Raw genomic sequence first — 23,364 nt, 5'->3', positions numbered from 1 at the left:
TCATTCAGAACTCGCCCATCATGTCCGCAGCGCACGAAAATTACGTCAAGCAGCTCATTGTTCTCCTCGAGGATTTCACCCAGGACTGGGATCACGAGTTCGAAGGCCGCATGGATGCCAATACCCGGCTGCTCGGCGATCTCGGCTTCGAGTCGATCGACATCATCCAGCTGGTGGTCGCGATCGAGGAAGACATCTCGAAGAAGAAAGTGCCGTTCGAGAAGCTGCTGATGAAAGACGGCCGCTATGTCGACGATCTGAGCATCGGCCAGATCGCCGATTTCCTCGTCGGTTTCGTCTGAGTCAGACGCTGGTCGAAGCCTTCGCTTCGGCCAGCGTTCGACGCACAAAAAAGAAGCCCGGGCACTTGCGTGTCCGGGCTTCTTCCGTCCGACGCCTGAGCGTCAGGCGATACCGGCTGCTTACTTCGCCCGGCTGGTGGCATCCGCGACGCCGCAAGCGGTGAGCGACACGCGCTGCTGGCGATCGATCAAGCCTGCCGCTTCGTAGTCACGTGCCAGTTTGGCCACGCACACGCCGTAGCTGCGCGGGGTGCCCGTCGCCAGGCAGTCTTCAACCGCCGGCAGCACCAGCGCGCCATTGGCCAAGGCACCCGGCACCGTCGACACGCACTGGCCAAGGGCCACAGGTTCGGCCTTCCAGCCGATGTCGAACATCAGCGCTGGCGTCAGGTCGAGATTGCGGCTGGCCATCAGCGTCGGCGTGATCGCCGGTTCCATCAGCAGGTTCGGCGTTGCCACCGTGTCGAAGTGCGAGATCGACGAACCCGGCTGCACCACACCCGGCGCATACAGGCGGACGAAGCCTTCCGATGCACCGGCGCGGCGCGTCTTGTCCGAGAAGAACTGCGCGCTGACACCCGGCAGTGCAGCCCGGATATCGGCACCATCCTCGAACGAGATGCCCAGCGTCGTGATGGTCAGCGTGGGATCCGCGCCGCCCAGACCGATCGCACCAGCACCCGGTGCGTTGTTGGCAATCAGCAGGGCAACAGCACCTGCAGCCTGAGCATTCGCTGCCTTGACGGCAAAGCCGCAACTGCCGCGGTCAGCGAGCACCACCTTGCCGCGCACGTTGTTGATCAGCGGTCCGCAAGCATCACTGGGATTCGGCGTGCCGTCGTTGTCGATGGCGGCAACGATCGAACCCACTTTCATGCTCGGCGATGGCGGCGCACCAAACGACGCCGTGCCGAAGTCCAGTTCACGCGACAGCTTGCCGCTGACTCGCAGACCTTCATACGGACCCAGCACGCCTGCCGATCCCGCCGTCACTTTCGGGCCATCCCAGACCACTCGGCCCGTGTTGACACCGGAGAACAGCAGTTCGTCCGTGTTCATCACGTCCCACTTCTTGCCGATATCGAGATCCCGCGTGTACGCCGTGTAGACATCGGGCACGTCGGCCAGGAAGGTACCGTCCAGTTCGCTGACGAAGTTCTGGAAACCGAGGCCATGCGCAACTTCGTGCATGAAGGTGTTCAGGAAGTCGACCGCACCCGGCGGCGGCAGGTTATCCAGGCCGTAATAGAAGCCCGGCCCGGGAATGCAATCCGCCTGTCCGACGGCACCATTGAAGTTGGCAACGATGTCGGCGTAGCCCGGATCGAGATCCTCGCCGGCAATGGCATCGGCAACCGCACCGCCGTACCAGTGACCCGCCAGAGGCGCGTTCGCGAAGTCCGAAAACACCGAGATGGCACCAGCCTGAGCAAGCGTGCCACCAGCGGCCGTACAGGTCAGGCGCGCAAACGAGCCCTGGACGATGACAGGAACGTTGCTCTTCAGCACGCTGCCCCACAAGGTCAGTGCCCGGTCATAAGCGATCAGGCGCTGCTCGCCGAGCGTGGTGCCGGTATTGCCGCCGACCGGCGTCGCCGGCGTCGGATCATTGAAGCCCACACCGGGATCATCGACATTGAACAGCACCAGCTGAGCAGCGCTGACCGGCAGCGCGAACAGCGCAGTACCCACGGATGCCGCAAGAATCAGTTTCTTGATCACGTGGCTTACTCCGTCGGCAGCGCGGCGCTGGCGCCGTGCTCCATGTCGTGCTGCTGGTGGTGGCTGGTGATGTTGCCGTTGGCATCCCGCGTGGCTTCGATGCTGATCAGATACTCAGCTGGAAGACGAACCGACTTCGTGCCATTGGGAGCCACCTGAACCTGCACCGGCTTCGGGGCACCCTTCTTCACCGAGCTGGCTTCCATCGCCTTGATCTCGGCTGCCGTCGGCATCCGCAGTGCGCCGGTCTGTGCATCACGCATCACTCGCAGCGACTCGGTCGCTCCCCCCACATCGGTTTTCTGGATTGCTGCCTCGCCAGCCATTGCGGCTGGCGCTGCCGCCAGGCCGCAGACCCACGCCATCGTTACCAGAGACGTTTTCATCGAACTCCCTCCGATTCAATTGATACAAGCTAGATTTGATATTGGTTCAGGTGCTTCGCTCGCGATTGCCGACGAGCGTCACTGCCTTGTTGTCTTGCGATCCTTTCAGTTGGCCTTCGCACCGCATGATCCAAGCCATAAACGAGGAACACGGCACGAAAAACGCACAAATACTGCTACCCGCCAGTAATACACTGCACAGGCGGACGGCAACAAGAGCGCACGAAGCCCTAGCGAAGGTTTTCGACGCGATTCGCAGCGTTTGCCGGCCGCCACTTCCATTCATCGTCGCCGCAAGCCAGCTTGGGTCGCGGCGCCCAGACTTCGATCGACATGCCTGACGTAAAGCTGAACGACGTGACCATCGCCTACCAGCAGATGGGCGAAGGTCCTGAGCTGGTGTTCGTCCACGGACTCGCCGCCAGCCGAGCGTTCTGGTTCCTGCAATATGCACTGCCGCTGTCCAAGCACTTCAGGATCACGCTGTTCGATCTCAGAGGCCACGGCTACAGCAGCATGCCAGCCAGCGGTTACGAAGCCGTCCTGGTCGCCGAAGACTTGGCAGGACTGCTCGATCATCTCGGCATTGCCGCCTGCACCCTGATCGGTCACAGCTACGGCGGCGGCGTGGCGCTGGAGTTTGCCGGCCGTTATCCGCAGCGGGTCGACAAGCTGGTGGTGCTCGATACCAAGATCAATGCGCTGCAGCCAACGCAGCGGCTCAGCGATTCGCCGCATCTGTCGCCGTTCGAGATCGAGGTGTCACGCACCTCCGGTCATGACTGGGAACAGGAACCGCAGGTCGGCCTGCTGTTCCTCGAAGTGCTGGCACGCTGGAAGACCAGCGGCGGCGGTTCGGAAGCCAAGGACGTGTTCACGCCATTCGGCGAAGGCCGCGGCGCGCAACGCACCGCCAAGCAATTCGTCGAATTGCTCGACCAGACCACGGCGATGCAGGAAGTGGTACTCCCCGGCATCGATGGTCCGGCGATTGCGGCGTTGCCGATGCCCTGCCTGTGGATCTACGGCGACTGGTCGCGCAGCATGCCGAGTTGCCGTGCGTTGCAGGCGCTGCGGCCAGCGGCCGAGTTCCGCATCGTCCCCGAAGGCGGCCACTTCTTCCCGATCAGCAACGCCGCTCGCGTCATGGACTGGCTGCGGCCGTTTTTCCAGATCGAGGCCGAAAGCCCGCCCCGCGTCGGCGGCTGATCACGGCAGCAAACATGGAATCAGGTCCATTTTTTGCTGATACACCGCGCAAATGAGCGAATAATCACAATGAATCTCATTTCGTCATCGAAATTTTTAGAGGAATAATCTCCTGCTTCCATTGTCAGGAGGCATTCCATGTTCGATACGAAGCAGGTCTCCCGTCGTCGCTTTCTGTCGCTTGCTGTCGCGGCCGCTGCTGCACCCGCTGGGCTCTTGATCAGCCAGCAATCTTTCGCCGCTGATCTGCCGGCGCTGTCGCCGGATGACCCAACGGCCAAGTCGCTCGGCTATGTCGCCGACTCGTCCAAGCTGGATGCAAAAACCCAACCGGCATTCAAGCCAGGCAGTGCCTGTGCGAAATGCGCGCTGTTCAGTGGGGCTGCGGGCGCGGCCAGCGGACCTTGCGGCATCTTCGCCGGCAAGGCCGTTTCGGCCAAGGGTTGGTGTCAGGCCTTTGCGGCCAAGCCAGCCTGAACGACGAATCCCGGGCCGCGCAACGCGGCTCGGGATTTGTGACGGTTCAACGGTAGCGGTAGCGCTCCGCGAGACTCACTACTTCCGGCGCAAAACCCGGGACCTCGGGCCGCCACTCCAACGCGCCCTGCAAGCTGTCCGTTGATCGCAATCGGCGTACGAACCCGGGATCAGCAAGAAAGCTTTCGTCCGCGCCATACAAGGCGCTGCTCGGCCCAAGGCCGGCAAAGGCGCCGAATTCCGGCCGCTGCATCGCGTTGATTTCAGCTTCGGCAGCAGACCAGCCCAGCCATTGGCAAAGCTCGGCCAGCGTCGCGTCCGGGCGAGCCAGCAGCGCCTCCACATTCAGCAGACGGTACTGCGCGTCCGGCAGCCATTGGCCGGCGTCGGCGATGTTGCTGTGTACACGCAGCCAGGCCAGTTGCGGGTCGATGGCTGGCGGCGAAACCGCGTAATCCTTGTAGTCCGGTGCCACGAACAAGCGATCCTCGAGCGCAGCCGCTGTCTCTCGGCACCAGCGCCGGGGATGCTCGATCAAGTGCAGCAGGCGAACGTCCGGCAGTTCGTCGAGCAGGCGATCAAGAAAATCCGGACGCCAGCCCAGCGCGGTATCGGCGCTGACCAGGGTCTTCGGCGCCAGACGCTGCACGAACTCGCTGAGCACCATCGAGCCCTGCCAGTCGCTGCGCCGAGCCAGCCAGCGTTCGGCGTCGGCGATCGCCGCATCCTGCTGCGAACCGAAGTGGACGGCAGCGATCGCCCGTCGCAATCCATGCGTGGTCGTGCCGTCGGACAGCGCGCTGATCTCGCCCAGCCCGCCGACCGTCTTGGCCATGAACAAGCTCAGTTCCGGCAGATCCTGGGCGTGGCTGTGCTGGCCCAGCATAGCCGCCAGCCGCGAGGCATGCGCGCCGGGCGGCGCAACGATCAACAGCGGGCTTTCGATCATTTCAGCGAGCCGACGATTCGGTTGTCGGCTTCACCGCAGGCACGCCGAGAAACACCTCGCAGCCGCCGCGATTGTTGTCGACGTATTTCCACTCGCCGCCTTCCTGCACGGCCACTCGCGGCCCGAACGGATTGGCGGTGCCGACGAACAAGCCGTGCTCGGTCGAGGCGAAGTTGCGCACGCCCCAGTTGAACTTGTTGCCGAATCCGCTGCGCGTCACGCATTCCCAGCGCACGCCATCGTGGGTGCGCCACAGGCCGAAGCCGCCGTAGTTGCGGGTCAGATGTTCCATGCCCCAAGTGTTCATCATCTTGACGACGTCGACCGGCCATTTCTGCGATGGCATGAACGGCAGCGAGTTCGCCCACGAGAAAGTGCCGGCGTACAGGTACTCGCCGTGCGTGCACATGCGCCAGATGTAGCCGTTGAACAGATTGTCGAAGCCGGCCGTGTAACCGGACAGCGAAACCTTGGCGCCTTCCGGCGTCACCCGCGACTGACCGACAAGGATTTCCCAGCTGTCATCCGGCCAGACCCGAAGAATTTCCGCAGCGCCGGGCCCGATCTTGAACGCCCGGTGATAGCCGCCGTTGACGATGCCGGTGCCAACGATCAACGCGCCCTTGAACTCGCACAGGCTGACCACGAGCTCGTTGTAAGGGCCACGCCAGGCGCCGTGCTGCAGCACTTTCGTCCACTTGTACGGTGGCCCGCCGTCGCCGTTGGTCTTCCACAACTCGAAACCGGTGTAAGGGTTGACGGTGCCGGCGTACAGATGGCCGTTGAACACGCCCATCTCGAACACCGTGAGGTTCTGCGGATTGCCGAAGCTTTCGGGATTCGAGGCCTGCCAGATGCCGGTTGGCAGATCGTCGCTGCAGTAGATGATCGCTTCAGAGCCGACGCATTCCTGCGCCTTGCCGCCGACGTTGGAACCGGTCGGCGTGGTGTGCACGCGGCCCTTGAACACTTGCAGCGTGCGGAACGAGCGCACCGAGGTATCCCAGGGCGGACGCTTGACGATGGTGAAGTTGACGCCGTCCTCGCTGCGCAGGATGTCCGGCGGCTCTGCCTGCACCGGCGCCCAGGTCGACACGTACAGACAGGGCTTGGCATCGCTCGGGCCCTGGAACACGGTCATGCCGCGCATGCCGACATAACGCGGCACCAGACGCTTGATCGTGCGGCCCGGTACTTCCGGCGCGCGGAACATCATTTCCCAGTGATCGATCTCCGGCGTGTAGCGCCAGATCTGCACACGCCGGTCGATGTCGTAGACATTGTCCGGCGACTCCACCGGCCAGGGGCTGATGTCCGGCGGCGGATGCAGCAGCTTCATGCCCGGCATCGTCGCCCGGGTGGTGCCGACATACAGACGGCCTTCGAACCAGGCCATGCTGTGGGCGTAGGAATTCCAGCCGTCGCCGAAGCCGCTTTCGCAGGTCAGGCGAAAGTCGGCTTCGTCGAGCCGGCCGTTTTCCGGCGCCATGGGGCGGCGTCGGGTCGGATTCAAACCCGGATCCAGGTCATCGGCCGGCAGATTCATTACGGCAGCCAGGACCAGAATTCGACCAGGAAGAAGCGCAGCACCGGTCGCGTGAACGCGACGATCAGCGGCACCCGTTCGGTCTCCACCTTGGCGTAGCCGGTCATCTCCGGCAGCAGCTTGCCGTCCGGGTGATCGATGGCCATGACCACGCGCACCACCTTGCCGTAATCGTTCTTCTCGGCACTCGGGGCGATCTCGCGGATCACGCCCGGATAACCATCATCCGGAAACGCCCAGGCCTTGGCCCAAGCCTTGGCGCCGATGTTGATGGTGCCGACTTCGGTTTCCGGCAGACGAATCTCGACCAGCAGCTGGGACGAATCCTCGACCGTCGCCAGCAGCTCGCCGCGCTGAAGGAAATCACCGACCGCGAAGCGCAGCTGATGAGACACCACACGGCCGGCGATCGGCGCCTTGATCAGCGCGTTCTCGACCGCTTTCTGGTGCAGTTCGAGCAGGGCCTGCTCGCGGGCGATTTCGGCATCGATCGCCTGTGACTGCTCGGGGCGAGTCGGGCTGGAAACCACCGCCAGATGCTTGCGGGCTTCGAGCAGACGCTGCTTGTCGAGCTCGGCGATCGAACGCGCACGCTGGTAGTCCTGATCGGAAACCGCACGCTTGGCAAAGGCTTTCTTCAGTCGCTCGCTTTCGGCACCGCTGAACTCGATGCGCTTCTCGGCGGTCGTCACTTCCTGGCGCGCCTGATCCACTTCTTCGGTCTTCGCGCCCTTCTTGGCGATCGACAGATTCGCGCGCAAGCGGGCCAGCGAGGCTTCGCTGGATGCGACCGCCGTGCGTTCCTCGTCATCGGTGATCCGGGCGATGACCTGACCGGCCTTGACCTTGTCTCCTTCCTTGACGAACACCTCGCGGATGTCGCCGGCGGTCAGCGCGCGAATGTCGGCGCGAGCGCTGGGCAGCACGGTGAACTGGCCGCTCGGCTCGTAGGTGTACGGGAACAGGGCAAACACCACGAGGGCGGCGATGATCACCAGATCCAGCTTCTTCGGCGCTGCCAGATTCAGCTTGCCGGCGCCGATCGAACCACGGGTGGTCTTGGTCCGACGCGCGCTGGTGAACACCGACCAGGCCATCAGCAGCACGACGATGACCACGCCGACGCTGCCGAACGCGCCGGACAGCCAGCGGCCCGGGAACAGCACCACCCAGACCATCATCCAGAACGTGAACGCTGCGCAGGCGAAGTAGTACCAGCGCATCACCGACGGCGACAGCCGCTTGGCCTCGTTCCACGGCCGCTCGTAATTCATCACCGCGTACATCGCCTGCTCGCGCAGATCCGAGGCCTGGAACCACTGCACCAGCCAGTTGTAGCCATCGCGCTTGACCAGCGGATTGAGCTGCAGCAGGAAGAACGCGCTGGTCAGCAAGCTCATCGCGACCAGCAGCGACGGCAGGATCGAATGGTTGTGATGGAACACCAGCCACAGGCCGACGAACGTCACGAACAGCATCAGCTGTGCGACCAGCGGACTGCCGACGATGCGCAGGCGCTGCTCGCGCGGCGCGCTTTCCGCCGCACCGCTGGTATCGGTATGAAAGCGCGGGATCAGCGCGGTACCGAGCACGATGCCGAACGCCGGCGTCGAACGGGTCTGGCCCCGGATCGCCGCGGCGCGGGCGATTTCCGACAGCAGGTTCAGCAGCAGCACGCCGCCGATGATGGTCAGCAGCAACGGCCAGGGTTCAATCAGACGCGCGAGATCCACACTCATCTCGAAGCGCTTGTTCCACATCACCGCGATGGCGCCGGCCACCAGCGCGAGCAGCGCCAGCAGCCCGAAGACGCCAGCAAGCATCGGCAGATTCAGCAGGCTACCGATCGGCAGCAGCGGCCCGGCTGGCAGCCGGACGCGCGGTGGTGCAACAACACCGCGGAACGCGCCCCAGAGGCCGGTCAGAGAACCGGGCAGGCCGGGACCGGTCAGGGAACCGGGTACCGTCGACGGCGCAGCCGTTTCCGAGCCCACACCGGTCGGCTTCGGCCCGCTCGACCAGCCGGCGATCACCGCCTCGCCATCGGTCAGCGCCGGCACCGGGAGCGGCTCCTGGCCGCCGGCGGCGAGCAGATCGCCGATCGCCAGCTCGTTGCAGAAGCGTTCCAGCTCGTCAGCACTGAGCTCGGCGCCCAGCGTTTCAGCTGCCGCCTTGCGCACCGTGGCGGCATCGCGCGCGCCATCCATCAGCCGCGCAAGTTCGAACTCCGCCGGCTCGAGCCGGATAGGCCGGCCATGACGGGCGCCAGTCAGCGCGTAGTAAAGGCCATCGGCGGACTTGGCGGCCGAGCCGAAGATGAATTTGCGAAACGGATGACGAGGGCTTTCCATCAGGAACTCTGAGCAAGCGGAACGGAATACGGACGGATCGGAATGGCGTTACTGCAGCGTGCTGTTGACGTTCAGCAGATCGGCATGACTCAGGCTGCCGGCCGCGGCGCGCAGGCGCAGCGTGTTGGTGATGGCGTCGTAACGGGCGGCAGCGAAATCACGCTCGGCCTTGTAGCGGCTGCGCAGCGCCAGCAGCAGTTCGCCATTGGTCTTGGTGCCGACTTCGTAACCCACCCGCGTTGCTTCTTCCGAAGCCCGGGTCGATTCGATGGCCCGCTTCAGCGCCTGCACGCGGGCGATGCCGGCGCTGCAGTTCAGGAAGGCGATCTGCACCTTGCGCGAAGCATCGTTGCGCTTGGCGGCTTCATCGGCCTGGGCGCGAGTCAACCCCGCCTGCGCAGCGCGAATCCCGGAGTTGACCGCGCCGCCGGTGTAGATCGGCACGCGCAACTGGATGCCGACACGCTCGTCGGTCGCCCGGTTGCCTTCGGCACCGATGCCGTTGGAAATGCCGCCCTGCGCGTAATCGTAGGTGTAGGCCGCCAGCGCATTGAGCTTCGGCCAGCGCAGGCCATAAGCCTTGTCGATGTTCTTCTTCGCCAGTTGCACTGCGAGCTGCCCGGCCTTGACCTGCAGATTCTGGGTGGTGGCGCGCTCGATCCAGACACCGATCTGATTCGGCTCCGGCGGGCCCGGCACGTAGGTCTCAGCCAGCGTCTTGAGCACGCCGACTTCGCCGCCGCCGGTCAGCAGCGACAACTGCGCGCGAGACACGGATACGGCGTTGCGCGCGGCGATCAGGCCGGCGTCGGCAAGATCCAGTTGCGCCTGCGCCGTCTTCAGTTCGGTATCCGCCACCAGGCCGATGGCGGCCTTGTCGCGGGTCTGCGCCAGCACCGCTTCGATCGCTGATTTTTCCGAGGTGGCGAAGCGCACTTCGTCGTCGGCGGCCAGTGCCGCGAAGTAGGCATCGACGACGCCGACGCGGAGTTGATCCTGCGCGTCGTACGTCAGCAGGCCGGCGCGGCTCATCTCGAGCTCGGCGGTATCCAGCGACAGGTAAAGGCCGCGGTCGAACAGCACCTGGGTCAGGCCGACCTGATAACCGACGCTGTTGAATGAGTCTTCGCGATTGATGTCGGTCCCGTTCGGAAGCTGCGGGCTGGAGCCGACGAAGAAGCGGCCGCTGAGCGATTGGTTGACCACCGAGGCATCGCCGTTGATGCCGATCTGCGGCAACAGCTTGGCCCAGGCCTGCGGCTTTGCTTCAAGCGCCTGCTGATAGCCGGCGACGGCGGACTGGTATTCCGGATTGCCGTCGAGCGCCTTGGTATAGACCAGCATCAGGTCATCAGCTTGCGCTGACGCCATCACCGCGCACAGCCACAGCGATCCGCCCAACAGCGGACGCAACAGATTCTTCATGAGCTCCCATTCCTCGACCCCGTTGAACGGGGCTTCATTAATCTTTGGATTATCACCTACGGATGCTGCCCCATGCGTAGTGAAGCTGCGATGTTTTTCAAACCCCTTCCATCCAAAGCTGAGGCCTGTAAGCAGGAATCGCGCCGGATGGCAGCAAAATTCAAAAATCAACCAGACGATCGTGCAGGTTTCTCGACTCAGCAGGCCGGCTGCGGCTGCGTGGCCCGATAGCGAATTTCGGTAACCCGACCGTCCCCGTCCAGCTTCAGCTCGATGCCGCGCTCAGGGTAGACACGCGTTGCCACCCTGCCCTGATCCGGCCCCGGCGCACGCGCCTCGCGGCAGGCGGTCCGATCGGACAGAAGAGCGGATTCGCTTTCCTGTCGCGCAGCCCCGGACAAAGCTTCTGCCTGCTCGACGTCCCGCAGCGGCAAGGCTGACGTCAGGTGAAGAATCACGGTGTCGACCCGTTGCCGCTGCGGGTCAAGCTCGGCACGCAGGCTGCCGCGCGGATCAACGCCCGAACCGTACTCGAGCTGCGACTCCGCCTCCGGCTTCGCGCCAGTCATCGCATCAGCAGCCAGTCTGGCATCGCCCGATGGAGCGGACGTGACAGCCGGATGGCCGATCCGGCGCTGCCATTCCGCCACCGTCACCGCGCCGAGCTGCAGACCGCGATAGCGAGCGGGCTGCCAGGCGGCATCGTCAGCCTTCATCACCTCTGACTCAGCCACCAGCGGAGCCGCCGCCTTTGCCGCGCTGCGTGCACGGAGGGCTGGCTCGTAGGCTTCAGGCTTGGCTGCTTCAAGCGGTGCGGGCGGCGGTGCGGCAATGGCGGCGTCGGGAATTACACGAGGAGGCTGCAGCAGCGGCGCCGATTTCTTCCTTGCCTCAGCCCGCTCGGGCATTGGCGCAGCAGCCGCCCGCGGCGGCGCCTTCTCGACCGTCGCAGGAGCCGACGGTGAGGGTGCTTCCACTGCCATTGCCATCACCTCGCTGGCCACCGGCAAGGCAGGCTCTCGCGGCACTTCGCGCAGCACCGCGATGCCGATCACCATCGATGCCGCGAGGCTCAGCGGCAGACGCCAGCGACGCAGCCGGGCCTGCTTCGCTTTCGCACTCGGCAGCGACGATTGAGCAGCCGCCAGCACCGCCGCATCGAGCGCATCCGGCGCCTTGATCTCGGAAGCGTCCTGGCGATACAGCCGCGACAGTTCGCTGCGTCCGGCCAGGAAATCTTCCAGTTCGCGATCATCGTCCGGCATCACGGGCGGCTTCGGTTCAGACATCGGCGAGCGCCTCTCGCAGTTTGGCCAGCGCGTAGCGCAGCCGGCTCTTGATCGTTTCGCGGCCGACGCCGCTGGCTTCGGCAATCTCGTCCAGGCTCATGCCGCTTTCCTCATGCAGCAGGAAGGCATCGCGCTGTTCCCGCGGCAAGGTGGCCAGCGCCTTGCGCAGACGCACACCGCGCTCGCTGGCCAGCTGCTGTTCTTCGGGCCGCTCCTGCAACGGCGCCCACAGCGCTGGCGGAATACTCGTGCCTCCGTCCTCGTCGCTCTCATCGGGCAAAGACTCGTGGCCCTGCGGTGTGCTGCGCCAGGTGTCGATCAGGCGATTGTGGGCGATGCGGTACAGCCAGGTCGCGAAGCGGGCGCGTGGCTGCCAGTCAGTCCGCGCCCGCACCACGCCGATCCACACCTCTTGAAACAGCTCGCCCGCCAGTTCGGACCGCGAACAGCCGCGCAGCAGATAGCGGTAGACGCCATCGCGATGACGCCGATACAGCGGCTCGAACGCGCTGGCATCGCCGTCGCGGTAGCGCTGCATCAGCTGTTCATCGCTAGGGCCTGTGGACATTCAGTCAGTCGTCTCCCCGTTCGGACGATTCGCGGCGGTGGTTGATTTCAGGCTCGCCGCGAGCTTCACCAGCTCGACGAATTCTGCGCTGCGGCCGCTGGCCTGATCGGCCTGTCCCGCCATCGCCGATCTTGCCAACGCTGCAGCGTCGCGCAACTCGTAACGATCGACGTACTCGCCGCCGCGCAGGATCTGGCCGTAAGCGGCAACTGCTGCCGCGAGCTTGAACGAAGCCGAAGTCTTCAGCGCCGTCACCGCATCTTCCGGACGGATCACCCGTTCGATCAGCCGGGAACTGGCATTGATACCGTCATCCGGCAGCTTGTAGCGCAGACGCAGGAAGGCCAACTCGCCAGTCTTGGTGGTTGCAGGCTTGCGCTGCTCGGCGCCATAGCGAAGTCCATCGATCTTCTCGCCGCCGCTGCCGACGCGGGCAATCTCGTACAGCGCGGTCACCCGATGACCAGCGCCGATGTCGCCGGCATCGATCGCATCGTTGTTGAAATCCTCGCGCTTGAGCAGGCGATTTTCGTAGCCGATCAAGCGGTATTCGGCGACCAGCGCCGGGTTGAACTCGATCTGGATCTTGACGTCGCGAGCGATCGTTTCCAGCGCCGACGCGCGCTCGTCGACGAACACCCGGCGCGCTTCGGTCAGGCTGTCGATGTACTGGTAGTGGCCGTTGCCGACGTCGGCGATCTGCTCCATCAGCTGGTCGTTGTAGTTGCCGGTGCCGAAGCCGAGCGTCGATAGCGCCACGCCCGATTTCCGCTGTTCCTCGACCATCTGCTTCAGCTGACGGACATCGCTGATGCCGACATTGAAATCGCCATCGGTGGCCAGCAGCACGCGGTTGTTGCCTTCTGGCATGTAGGCCTGTTTCGCCATCTGGTAGGCGAGCTGGATGCCGCTGGCGCCATTGGTCGAGCCACCGGCTTCAAGGCGATCGAGCGCGGCGATGATCTTCGCGGTCTGGTCGCCCGGCGTCGGTTCCAGCACCACTTCGGTACGGCCGGCGTAGACGACGAGGCTGATGCGATCGCGCGCAGTCAGCTCATTGGCCAGCAGCTTCAGGCTGGACTTGACCAGCGGCAGCTTGTCCTTGTCGTGCATCGAGCCGGACACATCGACGAGGAACACCAGGTTCGACGGCCGCGTCTCGCTGGCCGCCGGCTTCCAGCCCTGGATGCCGATCGCCAGCAGTTCTGTGTTCGAGTTCCAGGGCGTCGGGCCCAGCTCGGTATGCAGCGCGAACGGCGTCGAACGATCCTTCGGGCCGGCATAGGCATAATCGAAGTAGTTGATCAACTCCTCGACGCGCACGGCATCGGCCGGCGGCAGGCGGCCCTCATTGAGCAGGCGGCGCACGTTCGAGTACGAACCGGTATCGACATCGACGCTGAACGTCGACACCGGAGTTTCACCTGCGCGGAACACCGGATTGGCGGTCAGCGCGGCGTACTGCTCGCGATCCTCGGCCGGCTGTGGCTGATACAGCGGCGCACCGGGCGCGATCAGTGTCTGCATCGGCGCCGGCATCGATTTGCTCAGTCGATGTTCCTGCATCGTCGCCGCTCGGGCCGCCTTGGCGCTAACCACGGCCTGATCGGCTTCAGTCTGCGTCGATGGCTGCGGCGCTGCCGCGGGCAAGACTTCCTGATGCGCCGATTCAGCGGGCTGAGTCGTCGAACAGGCGGACAGCGCGATCGCCGCACCGAACAGACTGGCGGCGGCGAAGATAGGCAAATGACGGTGCATGGCGAGAACCTCCGTGGGGACTTGATGACTCAAACGGAGTCGATGGCCCAACGGGGTTAAACGCGCGGAAAAAATCTCGCCGAGCATTGGGCGGAAGCCAGGTCGATCGACCTGACTTCCGCCCACTGCAATGCCGATCAGCCCTGTGCTTCAGCCAGGGTCGCGTTGAGCGTCTTGCTGGGCCGCATCGCGGCTTCCATCTTGGCCACATCGGGCTTGTAGTAGCCGCCGATATCGATCGGCTTGCCCTGAACGGAGGCGAGTTCCTCGATGATGGTCTGCTCGTTCGCAGCGAGTTTCTCGGCGAGGGCTGCGAAGTGCTTCTGCAACTCCGCGTCTTCGGTCTGTTTGGCGAGCTCCTGCGCCCAGTACAAGGCCAGGTAGAACTGGCTGCCGCGGTTGTCCAGCTGGCCAGTTTTCGGCGACGGGTTTTTATTGTTGTCGAGCAGCTTGCCGGTGGCAGCATCGAGCGTCTTGGCGAGAATCTTCGCCTGCGGGTTGCCGGTCTTGAGCCCCAGATCCTCGAGGCTCACGGCCAGCGCCAGGAACTCGCCGAGCGAATCCCAGCGCAGATGGTTCTCTTCGACCAGCTGCTGCACGTGCTTCGGCGCGGAGCCGCCGGCGCCGGTTTCGTACATGCCGCCGCCGGCCATCAGCGGCACGATCGACAGCATCTTGGCGCTGGTGCCCAGTTCCATGATCGGGAACAGATCGGTCAGGTAGTCGCGCAGGATGTTGCCGGTGACCGAGATCGTGTCCTGACCGCGGATCACTCTTTCCAGCGTGTACCGCATGGCCCGCACCTGGGACATGATCTCCAGCTTGAGTCCCTTGATGTCGTACTCCTGCACGTACTTCACCACCTTCTGGATCAGCTCGTGCTCGTGCGGGCGATAGGGATCGAGCCAGAAGACCGCCGGGGTGCCGGAGTTGCGCGCACGCGTGACGGCCAGCTTGACCCAATCGCGGATCGCTGCGTCCTTCACCTGGCACATGCGCCAGATGTCACCGGTCTCCACGGTCTGCGAGAGCAGCACTTCGCCCGTGGCGAGGTCGGTGATGTTGGCGACACCGTCTTCCGGAATCTCGAAGGTCTTGTCGTGCGAGCCGTATTCCTCGGCCTGCTGCGCCATCAGGCCGACGTTCGGCACGGTGCCCATGGTCTTGGGATCGAAAGCGCCGTGCGTTTTGCAGAAGTTGATCATCTCCTGGTAGATGCGCGCGAAGGTCGATTCCGGCATCACGGCCTTGACGTCCTTGAGGCGTCCGTCGGCGCCGTACATCTTGCCGCCGTTGCGGATCATCGCCGGCATCGACGCGTCGACGATGATGTCGTTCGGCGAGTGGAAGTTGGTGATGCCCTTGGCCGAATCGACCATCGCCAGTTCTGGGCGGTACTCGTGGCAGGCATGCAGATCGCGCTTGATCTCGTCCTGCTCGGTTTGCGGCAGCGTCTTGATCTTGTCGTACAGGTTGGCCATGCCGTTGTTGACGTTGACGCCCAGCTCGTCGAACAGCTTGCCGTGCTTCTCGAAGGCGGCCTTGTAGAAGATCTTCACGCAGTGGCCGAAGACGATCGGGTGCGAGACCTTCATCATCGTCGCCTTGACGTGCAGCGAGAACATCACCCCGGCCTTGTGCGCGTCTTCGATCTCGTTCTCGTAGAACTCGCACAGCGCTTTCTTGCTCATGAACATGCTGTCGATCACTTCGCCAGCCTGCAGCGCGACCTTGGGCTTCAGCACGAGTGCCTTGCCGGAGGTGGTGATCAGTTCCATCTTCACGTCGCGCGCCTTGTCCAGGGTCATCGACTTTTCGCCATGGTAGAAGTCCCCGCGGTGCATGTGCGAAACATGGCTGCGCGAGGCCTGGCTCCAGGGCGCCATGCTGTGCGGATGCTTGCGGGCGTAATCCTTGACCGCCTTCGGCGCGCGGCGATCGGAGTTGCCTTCGCGCAGCACCGGATTGACGGCGCTGCCCAGGCACTTGTTGTAGCGGAGGCGGATCGCCTTGTCCTCGTCGCTCTGCGGATTCTCTGGGAAATCCGGCAGCGCGTAGCCCTTGCCTTGCAGTTCCCGGATCGCGGCCACCAGCTGGTTCTGCGAGGCGCTGATATTCGGCAGCTTGATGATGTTGGCGTCCGGCTCCAGCGTCTTCTTGCCGAGTTCGGCCAGGGTGTTGGGTACTTTCTGCTCGTCGGTCAGGAAATCCGGAAACTCGCCGAGGATGCGCGCCGCGACCGAGATATCGGTCGTGGTGACCGCGATGCCCGCCGCCTCGGTGAAGGTACGAATGATCGGCAGGAAAGCGCAGGTGGCGAGCAGGGGAGCTTCATCGGTCAGGGTGTAGATGATCGTCGGCTGCGGAGTGCTCATGGTCTGATCTTTTTTTGATTGCGGTGGCCCCAGCTGGCGAAGTGAACATCAGGCTTCGCCGGATCTGGCCAGCGAAGCGCGCTCACTGCTGCTGGAGTCTTTAGGTATGTCTTCGCAAGACTCTCGCGGACTTTCGACGGCGGCGGTCGGCGCTATCGACGACACGGCGCGGTGATGAAGGTCCATCGGTATGGTACCCGGCCTCGGGATCGAAGCAATGCCGAGATCGATCAATCACGCCGGCCTGCGGAATCGGGCCACGAAGTCAGCACGGCCCGGACCCTGTGACAGGCCAATGTGGCCGATGCCCGCACAGCATCGAAACGATGAAATCGATGCAGATGATGTTGCTTTGCCGGCAACTTCCGTTAGAATGCGCGCCTGCCGAATTCCCTGATAGCTCAGTCGGTAGAGCAAGTGACTGTTAATCACTGGGTCGTAGGTTCGAGTCCTACTCAGGGAGCCACGCAGAAAACCAGCCCGCCTCGTGCGGGCTTTTTTGTGGCCGCTGGCCTGCCTTTGCCGGCACCGGAAAGCCCCCAAAAAAAGGCCCGCATCTGCGGGCCTTCGGTCACCATCGCAGCGCGTCAGCCGCGCGCGTATTCGTCGATGCGCTTCAGGCTTTCGACCAGCACCTTGTCGCTGGTCGCGAACGACAGGCGCATGTGGCCCGGCGTGCCGAATGCCGAACCTGGCACCAGCGCGACGAGCTTCTCTTTCAGCAGCGCGTCCGACAGCTGCAGATCGTCTTCGAAGCCCTTGGCCTTCATCAGGCCGGAGACGTCCGGGAACGCGTAGAAGGTGCCGTCGCCCGGCAGGCACTTGATGCCCGGAATCTTGTTCAGGCCGTCGACCAGCAGGTCGTGGCGGCGCTTGAAGGCGACGGTCATCTCGGCGACGCAGGCCTGGTCGCCGTTGAGCGCGGTTTCGGCGGCCACCTGGGCGATCGAGGTCGGGTTCGAGGTGCTCTGGCTCTGGATGTCGGCCATCGCCGTGATCAGCCACTTCGGGCCACAGGACCAGCCCAGACGCCAGCCGGTCATCGCGTAGGTCTTCGACACCGCGTGGATCAGGATGGTGCGCTCGTACAGCTCCGGGCAGGCGTTGACGATGTTCGCGAACGGCTCCGGCGCCCAGAGGATCTTTTCGTACATGTCATCGCTGGCGATGATGATCCGCGGGTACTTGAGCAGCACTTCGCCGAGCGCCGCCAGCTCGGCCTTGGTGTAGGCCATGCCCGACGGGTTCGACGGCGAGTTCAGGAAGATCAGCCGCGTCTTCGCGGTGATCGCCGCCGCCAGCTGCGCCGCGGTGATCTTGTAGCGCGTCGAGGCATCGGTCGGCAGGATCACCGGCTTGCCGTCGGCGAGCAGCACCATGTCCGGATAGCTGACCCAGAACGGCGCCGGGATGATCACCTCGTCGCCATCGTTGAGCAGCGCCTGGCAGAGGTTGTAGCAAGCCTGCTTGCCGCCGACGGAAGCCAGCACCTGGTTCGGCGCGTATTCCAGACCGTTATCGCGCTGATGCTTGGCGATGATCGCCCGCTTCAGGCTCGGCGTGCCGCCCACCGGTGTGTACTTGGTGAAGCCATCGGCAATCGCCTTCACGGCGGCGGCCTTGACGTGTGCCGGCGTGTCGAAGTCCGGCTCACCGGCGCCGAGGCTCAGCACATCGAGACCCTGCGCTTTCAGTTCACCGGCCTTGGCGGTGACGGCGAGAGTCGGAGAGGGCTTGATACGGCCCACGCGGGCGGCGAGCGTCTGGTCCACGATATGTCCTGTCAGTTCCTGTTGCGAAAGCGGCGATAAGGGCAGCAAAAAAGCGCGCGAAGGATACTGGAACTTGGCGGCTACGCCCAAGGCGGGCGAGCCATTTTCCGATAACAAATGCTGCGCTCCGCGTAGAGTTCAGAGCCCCTCAGGTCAAGCCCTTGGCGGCTTCCATGACCGTCAGCGCCACCATGTTGACGATGCGACGCACGGTCGCCGACGGGGTCAGGATGTGAACCGGCTTTGCGCAGCCGAGCAGTACCGGCCCGATCGCGACATTGTTGCCGGCGGCGGTCTTCAGCAGGTTGTAGGCGATGTTCGCGGCATCGAGGTTCGGGCAGACCAGCAGATTGGCCTGGCCGGTCAAGGTCGATTCCGGCAGCACCGAGCGACGCAGCGCTTCGTCCAGCGCGCAATCGGCATGCATTTCGCCGTCGACGATCAGCTCCGGCGCCTGTTCGCGCAGCAGCGCCAAGGTTTCGCGCATCTTCAGGGCGCTCGGTGAATCGCTGGAACCGAAGTTCGAATGCGACAGCAGCGCCGCTTTCGGCTCGATACCGAAGCGACGGATCGCCTCAGCGGCCATCACGGTGATCTCGGCAAGCTGGGCGGCGGTCGGATCGACATTGACGTGGGTGTCGACGATGAACAGCTGGCGCGTTGGCAGCACCACGCCGTTCATCAACGCATAGCAGTTGGCGCCTTCCTTGAGGCCGATCACCCGGTCGATGTACTGCAGATGGCGCCAGGTAGTGGTGAAAGTGCCGCAGATCATGCCGTCGCCCTCGCCCTTCCTGAGCAACATCGAGGCGATGAGGCTGGTGCGGCGGCGCATCTCGATGCGCGCGTACTGCGCAGTCACGCCGCGGCGCGCCATGATCGTCTGGTACTCGCTCCAGTAGTCGTGATAGCGCTCGTCGTATTCCGGATTGACGACATCGAAATGCTCGCCAGCCTTGATCCGCAAGCCGTGCTTGGCGATCGCCAGCGCGATGACTTTCGGCCGGCCGACCAGGATCGGCCGCGCCAGCTTTTCGTCGACGACGATCTGCACGGCGCGAAGGACGCGCTCGTCCTCGCCTTCGGCAAAGATGATCCGGCTCTTGTCCGCCGGCACCCGGCGCGCGGCCGCGAACACCGGCTTCATCAGGGTGCCGCTGTGGTACACGAACTGCTGCAGCTTCTGTCGGTAAGCGTCGAAATCCTCGATCGGCCGGGTCGCCACGCCGGAGTCCATCGCCGCCTGCGCCACAGCCGGTGCGATCTGCACGATCAGGCGCGGATCGAAGGGTTTCGGAATCAGGTATTCGGGGCCGAACGACAGATCCTCGATGCCATAGGCATTGGCCACGACATCGCTCTGCTCCAGCCGTGCCAGTTCGGCAATCGCCCGCACGGCGGCGATTTCCATCTCCCGAGTGATCGTCGTGGCACCCGCATCGAGCGCGCCTCGAAAGATGAACGGGAAGCACAGGACGTTGTTGACCTGGTTCGGGTAATCGGTGCGGCCGGTGGCGATGATCGCGTCGTCGCGGACGCTGCGCACTTCGCTCGGCAGGATTTCCGGCGTCGGGTTGGCCAGCGCCAGGATCAGCGGCCGGGTCGCCATGGTCTTGACCATCTCCGGCTTCAGCACACCGCCGGCGGACAGGCCGAGAAAGATGTCGGCTCCGGGATCACCTCGGCCAGCGTGCGGGCGTCGGTGGCCTGCGCGTAGCGTGCCTTGTCCTCGTCCATCAGCTCGGTGCGGCCCTGGTAGACGACACCGGCGAGATCGGTGAGCCAGACATGCTCGATGCGGATGCCGAGCTCGACCAGCAACTCGACGCAGGCCAGCGCCGCCGCACCCGCACCGCTGACCACCAGCTTGACCGCGCCGATGTCCTTGCCGACCACTGCCAGGCCATTGGTGACCGCCGCGCCGACGATGATCGCGGTGCCGTGCTGGTCATCGTGGAAAACCGGAATCTTCATCCGCTCGCGCAGCTTGCGCTCGATGTAGAAGCATTCCGGCGCCTTGATGTCTTCGAGGTTGATGCCGCCGAAGGTCGGTTCGAGCGCGGCAATCAGCTCGATCAGCTTGTCCGGATCGCGCTGCTCGACTTCCAGATCGAAGACGTCGATGCCGGCGAATTTCTTGAACAGCACCGCCTTGCCTTCCATCACCGGCTTGGCTGCCAGCGGGCCGATTGCACCAAGACCGAGCACGGCCGTGCCATTGGTGATCACTGCCACCAGATTGCCGCGCGCGGTGTAGCGGAAGGCGTTGGCCGGGTCTTTGACGATCTCCTCGCAGGCTGCCGCGACACCGGGCGAATAGGCCAGCGCCAGATCGTTCTGGTTGACCATCTGCTTGGTCGGCATGACCGCGAGTTTTCCGGGGGTCGGAAACTCGTGATATTCGAGCGCGGCCTTGCGCTGGGCGTCGATCGGATTCATGCGCGAAGGTCTCGGCGGTTCTGGAGCTGTTCTACGGGACGCGCATTCTAGGGAATCTTCGAGGGTTGACCCTCATTACCGATGCATTTCGATCGGCCAATGTGTGCATGCCACGAGTGGCCGACGCTCAGCGCGGTGGGATCTCGTCCTCAGACGGCTTCAAGCCATAGGCCTCGACCAGCTTCCAGACGTGCGCTGGCACCATCGATTTCAACCGGCGAGGCATTTCGCGACGCAGATGGATGACCGTTTCCACCGCTTTCATCTCGACCCGCGCACGCGCGAATTCCAGGCCGCGCGGGCCGACTCTGGGCATCAGCCAGCCTACGATCGGCTTCAGCCAGTCCGGCATCCGCCGCAGCGGCAAGCCACCAGCGGCGCGCTCGGTGTTGGCGAGAAATCCCTTGACCGGCCCGGCACGCTTGCCGGCACTGCCCGGCGCCGACAGACGCACTTCATCGCCGAGCAGCGCCAGCAGTTCCGCACCGCGCGCATTGCGCACGATCAGCCATTGCTCGCCCTCGCCGCCCATGTAGCCGACGGTGATGTCGGCGAGCGTGTTGGTGTAGTCGACACAGGTGCGGCAGGTCAGCGGAAAGAAGTCGCGCGGCAGTTTCGAGATCGGCAACTGCAGGAACGGGATGGTCTTGTGGCGGCCATCGTCGAAGCGCAGTTCGACGTGGTAATCAGCGCGGAATTCCAGATAGCTGATCGTGTCGGGCTGATCCGACAGCAGGTCGAGAAAGGTATGGAAGTTCTCGGTCGTGGTGTTGTCCGAGCAGGGCGTGCCGATCACGTAGAGACGGTCGAAACCCAGTTCCGCTTCAAGTGCTCGCAGGGCATAGATCTGACAGGGAATGCCGATCACCGCGAGGCGCTTGTGGCCGGCAGCGCGCGCCGGCTCCAGCAGCGCCAGCAGCGGTGCGTAGCCCATGCGCATGCCCCGACAGGCGGCAAGGTCTTCTGCCCGGGTGACCAGCACCGGCACCGGGCGCCAGCGATCGGTGGGATCGGCGGTCATCGTCAGCACCGCGTCGACGGCGCTGGTTTCGAGCAGACGTTCGGCGATTCTGGTGGTGATGCCGGTCCATTGCGCGCCGGGCTTCGGCTTTGCGAGTGCCGCGCGGTGCATCTGCTGATGCGGGCCGAAGAAGGTTTCGTCCGGCCGCAAGGCATTCCGCGTCCGGCCATGGACGCGGGTTTCCAGCGCCGGGTAATCCGGTTTGATGAACTGGCAGGCGCGGCCGCAGCGGCCGGGGTCGCTCGAGCGCGAGATACCGCAATCGGTACACAGCTCGCGAGCTGCCGCCGGCCGCAATACGGAGTCAGCGGCCGGCGTTGCGCTCATGGTTGACGCAGGTCTTCGATGCGAATGTCACCGCGCGCCAGCAGCCGCTCGCGGAACCAGCGGGTGGCCGCTTCGGCGTCGGCCTTCGGGCCTTTGATGCCGAATTCGATGTGCCGCTCGCGCTCGGGCGTACCGCGAAACGGCAGGCTGGCGAGCTTGATCGGCGGATAGGCGCTCAAGGTGGCTTCCATCAGGTCGATCAGATCGCCCTCGCCGCCCGAGCCATAGGCGCGGAAGGTGAATTCGACTGGCGGCTCGGCGTTGTGCAGAGCCTGCAGACGCTCGTCGAGCACCCATTCGAGCATCGGCCAGGCCATTTCCGGGAAGCCGGGCACGAAGTAGCAGTTGCCGATGTGGAAGCCGGCGATGTTGTTGACTGGATTCGGGATCAGCCCCGCACCGAGCGGGAAATCGGCCATCAGCACGCGATTCGGCCAGGCCTTGTCACCGTACTGGCGCTCGATGATCGCCAGCGCTTCGGGATGACGGGCAATCGGCACGTCGAAGGCGCGTGCCGCGGCTTGCCGCGTGCGGTCATCCGGAGTGCCGCCGATGCCGCCACAGGACAGCAGCACGTCGCCGCGGGTCCGTGCAGCGCGGATCAGCTCGGCGATCTGCAGCTCGTCATCACCGGCGAAATGCGCCCATTCCAGGCTGATGCCGCGCGCGCCGAGCAGCTCGATCACTTTCGGCAAATGCTTGTCCGGCCGCTTGCCGGACAGCAGTTCGTCACCGACGATCAGAAGACCTACCGCCATCTCGATCCCTCCTAGTGTCCGCAGCCTGCGGGCCGCCAAGTTATTACGGCGCGGATTTATGCGCCAGATTTCCCATGGCGGTGATACCGGTTCGCGGTTTGCAAAGCCAGGGCAGGATGCCCGCAGGGGAAGGCCGTCGTAGGCGGCTCAACAAAAAACGCCCGCGCAAGGCGGGCGTTTTCGGTACAGCCGAGCAGCGATCAGGCAGCGACAGTCGCTTCCTTCAGCATCTTCTGCAGTTCGCCGGACTGGAACAGGTCGAGCGTGATGTCACAGCCGCCGACCAGTTCGCCCTTCACGTACAGCTGCGGGAAGGTCGGCCAGTTGGCGAACTTCGGCAGCGCGCGATAAACCTCTTCGTCTTCGTAGATGTTGACGTAGGCGTACTCCGCCCCGCAGCTATTGAGGGCCTTGATGACGCGCGACGAAAATCCGCATTGCGGAAAATCCGGCGTGCCCTTCATGTAGACAATGATCGGGTTCTGGGTAACCTGCTGCTTGATTCTTTCGAGTGCGTCCATGGTCCTGTCCGTGATGGCTGAGGCGGGGAATGACCGGATTTTAACACCCGGAAGGATCAGCTACATTGAAGCCGCCCTTCGGGCACATCGGCAATGCTAAAATCGCGCCATCGATGGGATCGCAGTCGACGCCAGTCCGGCGACATCTCATCGGACGTTTGAACCCCTC

17 protein-coding genes, 1 tRNA gene and 1 pseudogene are annotated in these 23,364 nt (G+C 64.1%); 4 read left to right on the top strand and 15 right to left on the bottom strand.

From position 1 onward, the window contains the following. Positions 1-20: 20 nt before the first annotated feature. Positions 21-302 carry a phosphopantetheine-binding protein gene (locus G513_RS0104070; protein WP_022975549.1) on the top strand — a complete coding sequence of 94 codons (282 nt, stop codon included), beginning with the start codon at positions 21-23 and terminating at the stop codon, positions 300-302. Between the two features lie 120 nt (positions 303-422). On the opposite strand, the gene G513_RS21270 is transcribed toward G513_RS0104070, so the two are convergent. After that, positions 423-2,024, bottom strand: coding sequence for a PA domain-containing protein (locus G513_RS21270; RefSeq protein ID WP_022975548.1), 1,602 nt, complete (start codon positions 2,022-2,024; stop codon positions 423-425). Positions 2,025-2,029: 5 nt separating this feature from the next. Next, complete coding sequence (locus tag G513_RS0104060) at positions 2,030-2,410, bottom strand: post-PEP-CTERM-1 domain-containing protein (protein WP_156891388.1); 381 nt, start codon at positions 2,408-2,410, stop codon at positions 2,030-2,032. Positions 2,411-2,743: 333 nt separating this feature from the next. Here G513_RS0104060 and G513_RS24635 point away from each other — a divergent pair, with 333 nt between their 5' ends. Together G513_RS24635 and G513_RS0104050 are read left to right on the top strand one after the other, a co-directional pair. Beyond that, entirely contained in the window at positions 2,744-3,619 is an 876-nt protein-coding gene (locus G513_RS24635) for an alpha/beta fold hydrolase (RefSeq protein ID WP_245563059.1), read from the top strand. Between the two features lie 138 nt (positions 3,620-3,757). Beyond that, positions 3,758-4,096 (top strand): high-potential iron-sulfur protein, encoded by a 339-nt coding sequence (locus tag G513_RS0104050; RefSeq protein WP_022975545.1) that lies wholly within the window; start codon positions 3,758-3,760, stop codon positions 4,094-4,096. Positions 4,097-4,142: 46 nt separating this feature from the next. On the opposite strand, the gene G513_RS0104045 is transcribed toward G513_RS0104050, so the two are convergent. The 8 genes from G513_RS0104045 to G513_RS0104010 all read right to left on the bottom strand — a co-directional run bounded on the left by G513_RS0104045 (position 4,143) and on the right by G513_RS0104010 (position 16,357). After that, positions 4,143-5,045 (bottom strand): sulfotransferase, encoded by a 903-nt coding sequence (locus G513_RS0104045; RefSeq protein ID WP_022975544.1) that lies wholly within the window; start codon positions 5,043-5,045, stop codon positions 4,143-4,145. Position 5,046: 1 nt separating this feature from the next. Beyond that, on the bottom strand, positions 5,047-6,534 hold the full coding sequence (locus G513_RS21260) for a hypothetical protein (protein WP_033417282.1): 1,488 nt from the start codon (positions 6,532-6,534) through the stop codon (positions 5,047-5,049). 56 nt (positions 6,535-6,590) lie between these two features. Continuing rightward, entirely contained in the window at positions 6,591-8,942 is a 2,352-nt protein-coding gene (locus G513_RS0104035; protein ID WP_022975542.1) for an HlyD family secretion protein, read from the bottom strand. A 48-nt stretch (positions 8,943-8,990) separates the two neighbouring features. Beyond that, a complete protein-coding gene (locus G513_RS0104030) occupies positions 8,991-10,367 on the bottom strand; it encodes a TolC family outer membrane protein (RefSeq protein WP_022975541.1) in 1,377 nt (458 codons plus the stop codon). Positions 10,368-10,564: 197 nt separating this feature from the next. After that, positions 10,565-11,656 (bottom strand): hypothetical protein, encoded by a 1,092-nt coding sequence (locus G513_RS0104025; protein ID WP_022975540.1) that lies wholly within the window; start codon positions 11,654-11,656, stop codon positions 10,565-10,567. After that, positions 11,649-12,224, bottom strand: a complete 576-nt coding sequence (locus G513_RS0104020; protein WP_022975539.1) for an RNA polymerase sigma factor — start codon at positions 12,222-12,224, stop codon at positions 11,649-11,651. Before G513_RS0104020 ends, G513_RS0104025 begins: the two co-directional genes overlap by 8 nt. Further along, a complete protein-coding gene (locus G513_RS0104015; RefSeq protein ID WP_022975538.1) occupies positions 12,225-13,982 on the bottom strand; it encodes a vWA domain-containing protein in 1,758 nt (585 codons plus the stop codon). It abuts the gene before it with no gap. 137 nt (positions 13,983-14,119) lie between these two features. Beyond that, complete coding sequence (locus G513_RS0104010) at positions 14,120-16,357, bottom strand: NADP-dependent isocitrate dehydrogenase (RefSeq protein WP_022975537.1); 2,238 nt, start codon at positions 16,355-16,357, stop codon at positions 14,120-14,122. A gap of 390 nt (positions 16,358-16,747) precedes the next feature. Here G513_RS0104010 and G513_RS0104005 point away from each other — a divergent pair. Continuing rightward, positions 16,748-16,823 (top strand) — tRNA-Asn (locus G513_RS0104005). A 121-nt stretch (positions 16,824-16,944) separates the two neighbouring features. Here G513_RS0104005 and G513_RS0104000 read toward each other — a convergent pair. The 5 genes and pseudogenes from G513_RS0104000 to grxD form a co-directional block, all read right to left on the bottom strand. Then, complete coding sequence (locus G513_RS0104000) at positions 16,945-18,132, bottom strand: pyridoxal phosphate-dependent aminotransferase (RefSeq protein WP_028475114.1); 1,188 nt, start codon at positions 18,130-18,132, stop codon at positions 16,945-16,947. Positions 18,133-18,277: 145 nt separating this feature from the next. Beyond that, positions 18,278-20,568, bottom strand: a pseudogene (locus G513_RS26430) (NADP-dependent malic enzyme). Between the two features lie 127 nt (positions 20,569-20,695). Then, entirely contained in the window at positions 20,696-21,916 is a 1,221-nt protein-coding gene (locus tag G513_RS0103990) for a Coenzyme F420 hydrogenase/dehydrogenase, beta subunit C-terminal domain (protein WP_022975535.1), read from the bottom strand. Then, a complete protein-coding gene (locus G513_RS0103985; RefSeq protein ID WP_022975534.1) occupies positions 21,913-22,674 on the bottom strand; it encodes a competence/damage-inducible protein A in 762 nt (253 codons plus the stop codon). Before G513_RS0103985 ends, G513_RS0103990 begins: the two co-directional genes overlap by 4 nt. Positions 22,675-22,874: 200 nt before the next feature. Further along, positions 22,875-23,195, bottom strand: coding sequence for a Grx4 family monothiol glutaredoxin (grxD, locus tag G513_RS0103980; protein WP_022975533.1), 321 nt, complete (start codon positions 23,193-23,195; stop codon positions 22,875-22,877). Between the last annotated feature and the right edge of the window lie 169 nt (positions 23,196-23,364).

It is taken from the genome of Nevskia ramosa DSM 11499, assembly GCF_000420645.1.
Classification (GTDB): domain Bacteria; phylum Pseudomonadota; class Gammaproteobacteria; order Nevskiales; family Nevskiaceae; genus Nevskia; species Nevskia ramosa.
The sequence above is the reverse complement of the archived record's forward strand: the minus strand, read 5'-3'. Positions and strand labels throughout refer to the sequence as shown.

Coding starts and splice junctions, on each gene's coding strand:
- G513_RS0104070 (WP_022975549.1), top strand. CDS start 21: ATGTCCGCAGCGCACGAAAATTACGTCAAGCAGCTCATTGTTCTCCTC.
- G513_RS0104060 (WP_156891388.1), bottom strand. CDS start 2,410: ATGAAAACGTCTCTGGTAACGATGGCGTGGGTCTGCGGCCTGGCGGCA.
- G513_RS24635 (WP_245563059.1), top strand. CDS start 2,744: ATGCCTGACGTAAAGCTGAACGACGTGACCATCGCCTACCAGCAGATG.
- G513_RS0104050 (WP_022975545.1), top strand. CDS start 3,758: ATGTTCGATACGAAGCAGGTCTCCCGTCGTCGCTTTCTGTCGCTTGCT.
- G513_RS0104045 (WP_022975544.1), bottom strand. CDS start 5,045: ATGATCGAAAGCCCGCTGTTGATCGTTGCGCCGCCCGGCGCGCATGCC.
- G513_RS21260 (WP_033417282.1), bottom strand. CDS start 6,534: ATGGCGCCGGAAAACGGCCGGCTCGACGAAGCCGACTTTCGCCTGACC.
- G513_RS0104035 (WP_022975542.1), bottom strand. CDS start 8,942: ATGGAAAGCCCTCGTCATCCGTTTCGCAAATTCATCTTCGGCTCGGCC.
- G513_RS0104030 (WP_022975541.1), bottom strand. CDS start 10,367: ATGAAGAATCTGTTGCGTCCGCTGTTGGGCGGATCGCTGTGGCTGTGC.
- G513_RS0104025 (WP_022975540.1), bottom strand. CDS start 11,656: ATGTCTGAACCGAAGCCGCCCGTGATGCCGGACGATGATCGCGAACTG.
- G513_RS0104020 (WP_022975539.1), bottom strand. CDS start 12,224: ATGTCCACAGGCCCTAGCGATGAACAGCTGATGCAGCGCTACCGCGAC.
- G513_RS0104015 (WP_022975538.1), bottom strand. CDS start 13,982: ATGCACCGTCATTTGCCTATCTTCGCCGCCGCCAGTCTGTTCGGTGCG.
- G513_RS0104010 (WP_022975537.1), bottom strand. CDS start 16,357: ATGAGCACTCCGCAGCCGACGATCATCTACACCCTGACCGATGAAGCT.
- G513_RS0103990 (WP_022975535.1), bottom strand. CDS start 21,916: ATGAGCGCAACGCCGGCCGCTGACTCCGTATTGCGGCCGGCGGCAGCT.
- G513_RS0103985 (WP_022975534.1), bottom strand. CDS start 22,674: ATGGCGGTAGGTCTTCTGATCGTCGGTGACGAACTGCTGTCCGGCAAG.
- grxD (WP_022975533.1), bottom strand. CDS start 23,195: ATGGACGCACTCGAAAGAATCAAGCAGCAGGTTACCCAGAACCCGATC.